General features: G+C 51.5%; 7 protein-coding genes. 4 read left to right on the forward strand and 3 right to left on the reverse strand.

The genetic code is table 11. The features are described from left to right. Nucleotides 1-113: 113 nt before the first annotated feature. Nucleotides 114-3,506, forward strand: a complete 3,393-nt coding sequence (locus tag METMI_RS25645) for an EAL domain-containing protein (protein ID WP_019867376.1) — start codon at nt 114-116, stop codon at nt 3,504-3,506. A gap of 121 nt (nt 3,507-3,627) precedes the next feature. Further along, nucleotides 3,628-4,074 (forward strand): DUF1499 domain-containing protein, encoded by a 447-nt coding sequence (locus METMI_RS0116360; protein ID WP_019867377.1) that lies wholly within the window; start codon nt 3,628-3,630, stop codon nt 4,072-4,074. Nucleotides 4,075-4,946: 872 nt separating this feature from the next. Here METMI_RS0116360 and METMI_RS0116370 read toward each other — a convergent pair. Further along, complete coding sequence (locus METMI_RS0116370; protein WP_019867379.1) at nt 4,947-5,528, reverse strand: HdeD family acid-resistance protein; 582 nt, start codon at nt 5,526-5,528, stop codon at nt 4,947-4,949. Between the two features lie 184 nt (nt 5,529-5,712). Between METMI_RS0116370 and uvrB the strand changes: the two genes are divergently transcribed. Together uvrB and mepA are read left to right on the forward strand one after the other, a co-directional pair. Continuing rightward, the gene (gene uvrB / locus METMI_RS0116375) at nt 5,713-7,716 is read left to right on the forward strand and encodes an excinuclease ABC subunit UvrB (protein ID WP_019867380.1); all 2,004 of its coding nucleotides are present in this window, start codon (nt 5,713-5,715) and stop codon (nt 7,714-7,716) included. A gap of 231 nt (nt 7,717-7,947) precedes the next feature. Continuing rightward, the gene (gene mepA / locus METMI_RS0116380) at nt 7,948-8,772 is read left to right on the forward strand and encodes a penicillin-insensitive murein endopeptidase (protein ID WP_232215313.1); all 825 of its coding nucleotides are present in this window, start codon (nt 7,948-7,950) and stop codon (nt 8,770-8,772) included. A 54-nt stretch (nt 8,773-8,826) separates the two neighbouring features. Here the strand turns inward: mepA and METMI_RS0116385 are convergent, their stop codons facing one another. Together METMI_RS0116385 and METMI_RS0116390 are read right to left on the reverse strand one after the other, a co-directional pair. Then, on the reverse strand, nt 8,827-11,136 hold the full coding sequence (locus METMI_RS0116385; RefSeq protein WP_019867382.1) for an NADP-dependent malic enzyme: 2,310 nt from the start codon (nt 11,134-11,136) through the stop codon (nt 8,827-8,829). Nucleotides 11,137-11,295: 159 nt separating this feature from the next. Further along, entirely contained in the window at nt 11,296-11,922 is a 627-nt protein-coding gene (locus tag METMI_RS0116390; RefSeq protein ID WP_019867383.1) for a hypothetical protein, read from the reverse strand. Nucleotides 11,923-11,990: the final 68 nt, after the last annotated feature.

Genomic DNA, 11,990 nt, shown 5'->3' on the forward strand with positions numbered 1-11,990 from the left:
TGCCTTAAGTTCAAAAATCCCCCAACTTAACGAACGTCGCTTTAGTTACAAGCAACAGAGAGTAGAATATCGCCATTATCTGTAACTTTGTTCATGCATGGCTATTTTCGTTGATGATGCGGCTTAATATTTTCTTAGGGATGGGGTATTTTTTTGCGGGGTATTTAGGCAATTTGATTGCCATTCCTCCTAGCCATGCCAGCCCGATTTGGCCAGCGGCGGGTGTTGCGTTGGCGGGTATTTTTGTTTACGGATGGCGGGTACTGCCGGGTATTTGGTTAGGGGCTTTTTTAATCCAAACCTATGCATTTTTGGATAGTTCCAGCCCGCAAACAGTTTCTTCCTCATTGGTTATCGGTGCCATTGTCGGTACTGCCGCCACTTTGCAAGCCGGGTTGGGGGCATGGCTGGCCAAACGGTATGTGGGTGCTGATAATGTCTTGATTAGCGATGGCAGTATCCTGCGCTTCTTAAGTTTGGGCGGGCCTGTCAGTTGTATGGTTTCCGCATCAATAGGCATGGTGACCTTGTACCTGAGGGGGGTGAGCACTCAAGAAGATATGGGCTTTGGGTGGCTGACTTGGTGGAGTGGCGACACTATAGGCACACTGATTTTCGCGCCCTTGTTGCTATGCTTGATAGGTGCGCCAAGGGAGCGGTGGCGCTCCCGGATCAATTCGGTTGCCGTGCCGCTGGTCATTTTGTTGCTATTGGTGACGGCGTTGTTCCATTTGGGTAAAAACCAGGAACAAAAACGCATCGGCACGCTTTTTGATGAACGTGCCAGCCTGCTCAATAATGCCTTGCAAAATGAATTTGACCGTACCGTTGATATTACCCATACCTTGAAGGCGTTTTTTGACAGTTCGGCGGATATAAGCCCGGCAGAATTCAAAACGTTTACCCATACTATTTTCAGTCTCCATAAAAATATCCAGGCCTTGGAATGGATCCCTAGGGTCACCGCCGATAACCGGCTCTTTTATCAACGCCTTTTAGGCACCTCTTTCATTATCCACGGATCTGATGGCAGTTATAATCCGTCCCGTAGTGAATCTTTTCCCATCGCTTATGTGGAGCCTTACCGGGGTAATGAACGCGCTTTTGGTTTTGATGTCAGTTCTAATCCGGTTGCGTACAAGGCCGTCCAAACGGCACGGGATAAAGCGCAAACGACCCTGACGGAAAGGGTGCATCTTATCCAGGATACTGGCAATTATCCCGGTGTCGTTATTTATACGCCGGTTTATCAGGCAAACCAGGCCGTAGATACCGTGGAACAACGCCGGCAGTATCTCCGGGGGGTGGTTGCGGGCGTTTTACTGGTCGGCGATAAGGTTAGCGAAGTGCAAAGCCAGTTTGGGCATTTGCAACTGTCGTTGAAGATTACCGATGGCGATAGCGAACTTTTTAATGATGGGGGCGGTAATCCGGCGTCAACGTTGGATTTCCCGAAACTGGAAAAAACCATGCGGTTGCAGGTGGCGGACCGTCTTTGGAATGTCGCCTACACGGCAACGCCACGGTTTTATTCGATAGAGCTTTCTTGGAGTGTTTGGTGGTTGATTTTAGGTTGTTTGTTGCTGGTTAGCCTGATTGGCTTGGGTTTGCTGATGTTGACCGGGCGGGCCATGCAAACCGAAGGGATCGTCGAACTCCGCACCCGCGAGTTGGAAAAAGAAATCACCGAACGTAAAGAAATTATCCTACGGCGTAATGACCATAATAAAGTGCTGCAAGCCATCGTCAGCACATCGCCGCTGGCGGATGTGCTGGATATGATTGTGCATATCGCAGAACGGATGTATCCGGGGAGCCTGTGTTCAGTTTTGCTGCTGGATGAAAGCAAGCAACGGCTTTATTTGGGGGCCGCGCCCACGTTGCCAGAGTTTTATAACCAAGCGATAGACGGTGTTGCCATCGGTGACGGTGTGGGCTGTTGCGGGACTTCAGCCTATCGTGGGCAGCGTGTTATTGTCGAGGACATTCAGCACCATCCCTATTGGCAGGGTTATACGGATCTGGCCGCACAAGCCGGATTGGCAAGCTGCTGGTCGGAGCCGATTTTTTCTTCAAAGGAACAAGTGCTAGGCACATTCGCCATTTACCATCGCAGGCCACATTGTCCTAGCGAAGCGCAGCTCAATGAGCTTCAAGAGCTTGCCCAACTGGCCAGCATCGCGATTGAAAAGAAAAATTCTGAAGAGCAAATTATCCATCTGGCTTTTTTTGATGCGCTGACCAATTTGCCCAATCGCCGCTTATTTTTAGACCGCCTAGATCAGGCCATTCTAAAAACGTCGCATCACCATAGCAGCAGCGCGCTGTTGTATCTTGACCTTGACCATTTTAAGACCTTGAACGATGCCTTAGGGCATGACATTGGTGACGAACTGTTGCTACAAGTCGCCAAGCGCCTTACAGAATGCGTGACTGATGATGACACCGTCGCCCGGTTGGGCGGTGATGAATTCGTGTTATTGCTGAACACCGGGGATGCGGGATCATTGTTTGACCGCGCCTTAACCCTTGCCGAGCGGGTGCAGGCGCTATTGCAGGCCCCTTACCATCTAAAAGGCTACATCCATCACATCAGCTCCAGCATTGGCATCACCTTGTTGGAAGCTAGCGGAAGCCAATCGGTTAAAATTACATCGGGGGAGCTTTTAAAGCAGGCGGACACCGCCATGTACCATGCTAAGCAAAGGGGCAGGGACACCATCAGTTTTTATAACCGAGATATGCAAAAGCGTGCCGCCCAACGCTTGATTTTAGAGCAGGACTTGCGTAACGCAATTGCCAGGGACGAATTCCTTTTATATTACCAGCCACAATTTGACAACAACGCGAAATTGCTAGGGGCGGAGGCTTTGCTGCGTTGGCGGCATCCTCGTGAAGGCCTGTTGCCGCCTTCTGAGTTTATTCCCGTTGCGGAGGAAACCGGCTTGATCATACCGATAGGTGAATGGGTGTTACGGGAGGCCTGCAAGCAATTGCAAAAATGGCCGGGGCTGCCGCATTTGGCTGTCAACATTTGCCCCAAGGAGTTTCAGCAAACCCAGTTCGAGGCCAACATTATCGGCATCCTGAAAGAGCATCATATTGCGGCGTCACGGTTAATGCTGGAAGTCACCGAAGGCATCATTATTGACAATATCAAAGATAGCGTCGCCAAATTGCAGGCGTTGAAAAATCTCGGGGTTGAGATTGCCATTGACGATTTTGGCACGGGGTATTCGTCGCTGTCTTATCTGAAAGTGTTGCCCATCAGCCAGTTGAAAATAGACCAAAGCTTTGTCCGCGACATTGGCATCGACCCCAATGACACCGTTATCGTTGAGACCATCCTGGCAATGGCCAGGCATCTGGGTTTGTCGGTCATAGCCGAAGGCGTCGAAACGGCCGGGCAATTGCAATTTTTAAACGACAAGCACTGCACAGGGTATCAGGGCTATTATTTCAGTAAGCCGCTGCCAGAAAATGAGTTTGCACAACGTTATTTGTGAGCGGGGTTAAAAAATCCCGCCAAAACGCCTTATCAAAACCAGGGATAACAGTTGACTCCGCCATGGTTTGTGTCAAATTGTTAGCTAATCTTGTGAAATACTCCCCTAGCCATCATACTTTATGAAATTTAAGATTATTTTTTTCAGCGTGATAATGACCATGATGAATTCGACACCGACACTGGCTTCAGCCATTGATAAAAAATTGCCTTTGTGTGCAAGCAGCCCTAATTGTGTCTCTAGCCAGGCCGGGATACATGACAAACAGCATTACATCTTACCGTTTGAGATTAAGGGCAACCCGCTACAAGCCTGGGCGGCCTTAAGGAAGGTGATCATAAAGCAACCCCGCATGGTGATCACCCATGAAACACACACCACGCTACATGCCGAAGCGACCAGTTTGGTGTTCCGTTTCGTTGACGACATCAATGTGGTCATGGATGCGGACGCCGAATTGATCCATATCCGTTCCGCTTCTAGGGTGGGGCATAGCGACTTTGGCGTGAACCGCAAGCGTATTGAAACTTTACGTACGGAATTGCGGAAATTGGGTGTGATTGATTAACTGATGTTACGCAGTCATTTTTGTCTTGTTGAAAAATGAGGTATAGAGTCGCTATCGCGACAGTTTATTTAAAGTCGGTTTCCGCACCGACAAGCGGGATACTTTCTTTTGCGCCGTCAAAAGAAAGTATCCAAAAAAAAGCGGCCCGGTTGCCGCTTTTGCCTTGCGCTCCTCGATTTTGTCGGGGATCGGCAGAAGGGGCTTCCTGCCCCTCTGCCGATGCGCGGCTTCCCTGCCGCACCCCTGTGGGCTGATCCCTACAAAATCTGCGGTACTCGGCGCGGCAAACGGGAATAAAAAGACGTTACTGCGTAACGTCAGTGATTAAGCAACACTGATGGTGGCCAGGATAGCTCACAACAAGCGGCATTTGCCCACCCGCTTGTTCCGGTTACCCTGCAAAAAAGGTATTAACTGTGCAAAATTGGTTTGGTAAAAGGATATGGCCGTACCCACAGCTTACTTTTTAATAACTGAGAAATCTAAAACTTTTTGATTTTATTGAATTATTTTTTGTTTCAGGGTATGGCATAAGATTCGCTAGTATTTTTAGTAAGCACTTGCTTCAAGTGTTTATCGGGTAGCCAATACTATTGAATTGTCGGAGCTAAGGCCATGAAAAAAGAAATATACCAAGCAGTAGGATTCACAACCTTATTAATAGCCTCATCGTTGCCGTTATCTTTTTTTGGGATGCAATTGCTTAACTTATTTTTCAGTATGATCCCAGTCTGACCTTAGGCATGAATGCCAAATGACGGCCGAGGCTATAAAAGGTGGCGGACGCGATCGGGCCAACACAAAATAGCCTGGACCGGTGGGTTTGGGCTATTTTTTTGTAGGCACCGGACGATGGGCTGCATTACGGGGCTTTAAGAGCTGGCTTTATGATGCCAGCTCATTTTAACTAAGGAAAACCCCATAAAAATCATGTTGATCCCTAAAAACACCCCTAATAGCCAATGGGCTGTTTCAGACCAGCTGAGGATAATGATCAGCGCGAAAACCAAGGCGCTGGCACCGCTAAAAAGCATTAATCCCCAGTGGGCCAAGGGCCGCATTAACAAAGCCAGGGAGATTTTGGCAATGCCTTCAAAGGCAAAAAACAGGGTCATCAGCAAGGTGATGGTTAAAACGCCGACGAGGGGCGTGGTGATAAATAGATAGCCGGCGATAACCTGCAAAAGGCCCATAAATAGCCATAACCAAAAACCGGGCATGTCTGAAAACACCAATGCCCGGCCAACATGGGCTATCCCACCGAACAACATAATCCAGCCTAATAAAATGACAATGGCCTCCGTAAAGAATTGGGGTATCGCCATCGCCCCTATCCCTAAAACGATGAAGAAGATGCCTTCCGCCAAAAAAAATCGCCAATGTTCTTGTAAGTAGCCCTGTATCTGTTGCTGTAACTGCTGCATCTCAATCTGAAAGTCTTCTTTGTCGTTCATGGGGTTTGCACTCATAATAAATGAAGTTAAGCTTTGATTTTAGAAGCTTGTTAGGTTTCTGTCTTCCAGTTTTGAACTTGCCGGTTCGGGCAGTCCCGGGTTCCTGCTGGGCTGCTCCTTATGCCTATAGTCTTCCCGCAAGTTTACACCAAATATCCGCAACCCAATCCTTACCAGTCATCCTATGGAAAAACCGTTCAAAATCCACAGCCGCTTCCAACCCGCTGGCGATCAGCCTACCGCCATTAAGCAACTGGTCGAAGGCTTGAATGATGGCGAAGTGCACCAAACTTTGCTGGGTGTGACCGGTTCCGGCAAGACGTTTACTATCGCCAATGTCATCAATGAAGTGCAGCGTCCGGCGATGATCATGGCACCGAACAAAACGCTGGCGGCGCAATTGTACGGCGAGATGAAGGAGTTTTTCCCTGAAAACAGCGTCGAGTATTTTGTTTCCTATTACGACTATTACCAGCCGGAAGCTTATGTCCCCGCGTCGGACACGTTTATCGACAAAGACGCGTCCTTGAACGAGCACATCGAGCAAATGCGCTTGTCGGCGACCAAGGCCCTGATTGAACGGAAAGACACCATCGTGGTGGCGACGGTGTCGGCGATTTATGGTTTGGGCGAGCCGGAATCGTATTTCCAAATGGTCTTGCATTTGGTCAAAGGCGATTTGATCGACCAACGCACGATCCTGCGCCGCCTTGCCGAAATGCAGTACACGCGCAACGATGTCGAGTTACGGCGGGCGACTTACCGTGCGCGCGGGGAGGTGATCGACATTTTCCCGGCCGAATCGGATAACGAAGCCTTGCGCATTGAGCTGTTCGATAACGAAATCGAACGGCTGTCGTTGTTTGACCCGTTGACGGGCGAGATTTTAAGCCGCATCGTCCGCTACACGGTGTATCCGAAAAGCCATTATGTGACACCGCGTGAACAATTATTGGCGGCGGTGGAAGCCATCAAAATCGAGCTGAAAGAGCGGGTGCAGCAGTTGGAAGCGGCGAACAAATTGGTGGAAGCGCAACGCTTGGAACAACGCACCTTGTTTGATATTGAAATGATCCTGGAAGTCGGCTATTGCTCCGGGATAGAAAATTACTCGCGGTATTTGTCAGGCAGTGCGCCAGGCGAGCCGCCGCCGACCATGTTTGATTATTTGCCTGATAACGCCCTGTTGGTTATTGACGAAAGCCATGTCACCGTGCCGCAAATCGGGGCGATGTACAAAGGCGACCGGTCACGCAAAGAAACGCTGGTGGAATACGGATTCCGGCTGCCGTCGGCGTTGGATAACCGGCCTTTGATGTTTGCCGAATTTGAGGCGAAATCGCCGCAGCGCATTTATGTGTCCGCCACGCCCAGCGTTTATGAAAGGGAGCATTCCGGCGTGTTTGTCGAGCAAGTGGTCAGGCCAACCGGATTGCTTGACCCTATCGTCGAAGTGCGTCCGGCCACCACGCAAGTGGATGATTTGCTGTCGGAAATCAACAAGCGTGTCGCCTTGAAAGAGCGGGTGCTGGTGACGACCTTGACCAAACGTATGTCCGAAGATTTGACCGAATACTTGGCCGAGCATGATATTAAAGTGCGGTATTTGCATTCGGATATAGAGACGGTGGAGCGGGTCGAGATTATCCGTGACTTGCGGTTGGGGCAGTTTGATGTGCTGGTCGGTATCAACTTGTTGCGCGAGGGCTTGGATATTCCCGAAGTGTCGTTGGTGGCGATACTCGATGCCGATAAGGAAGGTTTCTTGCGTTCGGTGGTGTCGCTGGTGCAAACCATAGGCCGCGCCGCCCGCAACGCCAATGGCAAGGCGATTTTGTACGGCGACAAGATCACCAACTCGATGGCGAAAGCCATAGAAGAAACCGAACGCCGCCGCGAAAAACAGCACCGCTTCAACCTCGAACACCACATCACGCCCGCGACGATTTTGAAATCCATCACGGACATTTTGCAAGTGGCTATCCCGGGTTCTGGGACGTCAAGCAAAACGCTTAGCAAAGTGGCCGACATCACCGCCGATTACCATGTGATGACGCCTAAGCAAATGGGCAAAAAACTCAAGCAACTGGAAGAGGCGATGTACCGGCACGCCAAAAACCTGGAATTTGAACAGGCCGCAAAGGTTAGGGATGAGATCAAGCGGTTGCAGGCGCAGATTTTGGTGTGAATTGGCTTTAAGGTTAAAGCGGGGGTTCACCCACATTTTAAGCAATGCCAAACGCGATTGGTGGCGCTTACCATCTGCTTGCCTGATTGGGGGTGTATCAAAAAGCGGGCAAGCGCCCGCCACGACAATGGCCATGTTCCGCTACCAATTGGACAGGTTCTTAAGGAAGCCCCCAGTAGTGTAAAATCAACTTTTTTCCATGTATTTTTATCGGATGGTGCTGTGTTAAAAATAAAATTCTTGGCGGTCGCCGCCGCATTATTGTTGCCAACGGGGATTCTGGCCAATCCATGGTCGCAGGTTTCGCAGCCCGTAAATATTGCCGGCACGGCGCAAAGTATCGGCACTTATAATGGCGGTTGTTTGAGCGGCGCGGTTTCCTTGCCCAAAGACGGCATGGGCTATCAGGTGATGCGTTTGTCCAGAAACCGGTTTTATGGCCACCCGGATTTAAAGCGCTTTATTGAAAATTTAGGCCAAGCCACGGCTTCCCATGGTTTGGGGACATTGCTGATAGGCGATTTAGGGCAACCGCGTGGCGGGCCGACGTTAACGGGGCACCGTAGCCATCAGACAGGCCTGGATGTGGATATTTGGTTTTTGTTGTCGCAACAGGCCGCCAAGCGCAGCTTGACCCTCAATGAGCGGGAGACCTGGAGTGCGGCTTCCGTATTGGCTTATGCCGATACCATCAACCCTGCACAATGGACGCAGGAGAATGCCAAAGTGTTGGAACTTGCCGCGGCTATGCCGGAAGTGGACAGGATTTTTGTCAACCCCAGCGTCAAGCGCGAGTTATGCCAACGCCGGACGGCGTCGCACCAATGGCTGAGGAAAATCCGTCCCTGGTGGAAGCATGATGACCATTTCCATGTGCGTTTGAAATGTCCGGCCGGCAACCGGCATTGTGTGGCACAGGAGCCGTTGCCGCCAGGTGATGGCTGCGATGCCGGGCTTGATTGGTGGTTTTCGGCAGAAGCCAAAAAACCCGCCACCGGGAAACCGACGCCCCCGCCGCCGTTACCGGCTTTGTGCAATCTGTTGTTGAAAAATTAGCTAGGGCAGGGGGTGTAGGGACAAAGGCGCTGGCCTGCGTTGACAATTTCCCCTTCACTCCCCACAAACACTATCCACCACACACAAAGCCGTCATGTTGACTATCCTGCGTACGGTTGCGGAAGCGGTCAAAATATGCACTGGTTTCGCGCACCCCAAGAGTACGGGGCCAATGGCGATGCCGTTACCGGCAGTGGCTTTTAGCAAATTGTAGGAAATGTTGGCGGCGTCAATGGTCGGCAACACCAGCAAGTTGGCGCTACTTTTTAAAGTGGTGTCGGGGACGATGCGTTTTAGCATGTCATAGTCGATGGCTTTGTCTCCGTGCATCTCCCCGTCAACTTCCAGATCCGGGGCTTGCTCACGGATGATCGCCAACGCCTTGCGCATTTTTTGGGCGGAAACGCTGTTGCTGGTACCGAAGTTGGAGTGCGACAACAACGCGACCCTGGGGATCAGGCCGAAATGCAGCATTTGGTCGGCGGCCAGCAAGGTGATTTCCGCCAATTGTTCGGCAGTCGGGTTTTCGTTGATGTGGGTGTCGACCAAGACAATTTGCCGGTCAGCCAAAACCAAATAATTCATCGCGGCATAGACCGAACAGCCCGGGCGTTTGCCCAGCACTTGGTCAATGTAATGCAGGTGCAGCCTGGGAGTGCCGAATGTGCCGCAAATCAGGCCATCCGCTTCGCCTTGATGGACTAGCATCGCCCCGATCAAGGTGTTGCGGCGGCGCATTTCCAGTTTCGCATATTGTTCTGAGACGCCTTTACGGCGGGTCAGCTCAAGGTAAGTGCGCCAAAACGCTTCATAACGCCCGTCTTGCTCAGGGTTGAGCAGTTGGAAATCCTCACCGCATCTCAGGCGTAAACCCAGTTTCTCGATTTGTTGCAGGACAATGGCGGGGCGGCCTATCAGCGTCGGCACGGCCAGTTGCTCGTCCACGATTATTTGTACGGCCCGCAACACCCGTTCATCTTCACCTTCGGCAAACGCGATGCGTTTGCGTGAGGCGTCGGCTTTTTTGGCTTTGTGGAACACGGGCTGCATGAACGAGCCGCTGTGATAGGCAAATTGCCGCAAACGTTCGGTGTAAGCGTCCATATCCGTTATGGGCAGGGTGGCGACGCCGGATTCGGCGGCGGCCCTAGCGACCGCCGGTGCGATTTGGCCCATCAAACGCGGGTCAAAGGGCAGGGGGATCAAGTAGTGCGCCCCGAATGACAAGTCTTGGGTGCCATAAGCCGCGGCGACGATATCGGAGGGTTCGGCTTGCGCCAGTTGTGCGATGGCGTGGACGGTGGCGATTTCCATTTCACGGGTGATGGTGGTCGCCCCGCAGTCCAAAGCCCCGCGGAAAATGTATGGGAAACACAAGACATTATTGACTTGGTTAGGGTAATCCGAACGGCCGGTGGCGATGACCGCATCGTCCCGCACGGCACGGATTTCTTCGGGCAGGATTTCCGGGGTCGGGTTGGCCAAGGCCATAATCAAGGGCTTGTCCGCCATGCTTTTGACCATGTCCGGTTTCAACACGCCGCCCGCCGACAGCCCCAAGAAAACATCCGCGCCGGGGATGACCTCAGCCAAAGTCCGTGCCGGGGTGTCTTGGGCAAAACGGGCTTTGTCCTCGTCCATCAGTTCGGTGCGGCCTTTATAAACCACGCCCGCCAAGTCGGTGACAAAAATGTTTTCAATGGGGAAGCCCAAATCGACCAGCAAATCCAAACACGCCAACGCCGCCGCGCCCGCCCCGGAAACCACCAGTTTGCAATGGTTGAGGCCTTTGCCGACCACTTTCAGGCCGTTCAGTATGGCTGCGCTGACGATGATCGCCGTGCCATGCTGGTCGTCATGGAATACGGGGATGTGCATGCGCCCGCGCAATTGGCGTTCAATGTAAAAACATTCGGGGGCTTTGATGTCTTCGAGGTTGATGCCACCGAAGGTCGGCTCCAGTGAAGCAATGATGTCGCAGAGTTTGTCGGGGTCGCTTTCGTTGATTTCAATATCAAACACGTCAATGCCGGCAAACTTTTTGAACAAGACCGCCTTTCCTTCCATGACCGGCTTGGCGGCCAGGGGGCCGATATTGCCCAAGCCCAGCACCGCCGAGCCATTGGTGATGACCGCGACCAAATTGCCCCGTGCGGTGAAACGGGCGACATTGTGCGGGTCTTCAACGATTTTTTCACAAGTGGCCGCCACGCCCGGTGAATAGGCTAGGGACAAATCCCGCTGGCAGGTCAGCTGTTTGATCGGCGTGACGCTAATCTTCCCCGGTTTGGGGAATTCATGGTAATCCAGCGCAGCTTGGTTTAATAGGCGGCACTGTTCTTCTTTGGGGAGCGAGGAATTCATATTCGATGGTTGTCCTTTAACAGTAGGCGTTGGGCAAGTGCGTTGTCATCCGTCTCTTTTGGGGTCGCTACGCGGACCTGGTTCCGGCAATCCTTGCCACGGCAATCAGTAAGGGTTATAGCGTTACAATCAATCATTAAGGTTGGCGGAATCGGGCCTTCAAGGCTTGGTTCCGGTGGTTTCAGCTCCATCCGGTTCATCCAGCGCAGCCACACAGCCTTGTTGGTAAAATATCAAGGATGGCGGGAAAGCGGCAATGTCGATGGAAAGCGTGGTTTCTTTTTCAAAATTGGCAATTGCCGCCACTGCCGCCTTTTGGAAATTGAGGCTTAATTGCCGGGCAAGTTTTTCACGGGCTTCATCTTTACCTAGCGCAAAAGGGTCTTCAGCCAAGGTGGTGGCGTTAACGGCTTGTTGGAGCACTTCCTCGGAGAAAGTTTGGATTTTAGCTTCAAAGTCACCGAATATTTTCGCCCCTTTTTCGCGTTTGATGCGTTCTATATCGCTAGGGTCGGCATAGAGCAGGAAACTGCCTTTTACGCCTTCAAAGTCATTTTTGCACGCGGCGCCATCCATGATCCTGACCAAGTTTAGTTTTTTTCCGGCTTTAGTGAGGGTCATCGCCGGATTTTGGCCCGAGGCTTGTGGGGTGTCAGGGGTTGCCGGTGCGGCCTGTTGCGGCCCGACGTTTTTTGCGCCGTTAAGGTCTTGTTTTGTTTCCTGTGTTGAGCAAGCGGCTAAAGTTGTCAATATGCCAATTATCAATAAATGTGAGCTTGCCTTCATTAAAATGTCCTGCTGATGAATAGGGTGGTCAGTTTTTTGCCTATTATAATCGTTTAGAAAGCATAACC

Source organism: Methylovulum miyakonense HT12 (genome assembly GCF_000384075.1).
GTDB classification, from domain to species: Bacteria; Pseudomonadota; Gammaproteobacteria; order Methylococcales; family Methylomonadaceae; genus Methylovulum; species Methylovulum miyakonense.

What these genes read in the sequence shown, in the direction of transcription:
- uvrB (WP_019867380.1), top strand. Translation starts at nt 5,713, where the DNA reads ATGGAAAAACCGTTCAAAATCCACAGCCGCTTCCAACCCGCTGGCGAT.
- METMI_RS25645 (WP_019867376.1), top strand. Translation starts at nt 114, where the DNA reads ATGATGCGGCTTAATATTTTCTTAGGGATGGGGTATTTTTTTGCGGGG.
- METMI_RS0116360 (WP_019867377.1), top strand. Translation starts at nt 3,628, where the DNA reads ATGAAATTTAAGATTATTTTTTTCAGCGTGATAATGACCATGATGAAT.
- METMI_RS0116385 (WP_019867382.1), bottom strand. Translation starts at nt 11,136, where the DNA reads ATGAATTCCTCGCTCCCCAAAGAAGAACAGTGCCGCCTATTAAACCAA.
- METMI_RS0116370 (WP_019867379.1), bottom strand. Translation starts at nt 5,528, where the DNA reads ATGAACGACAAAGAAGACTTTCAGATTGAGATGCAGCAGTTACAGCAA.
- METMI_RS0116390 (WP_019867383.1), bottom strand. Translation starts at nt 11,922, where the DNA reads ATGAAGGCAAGCTCACATTTATTGATAATTGGCATATTGACAACTTTA.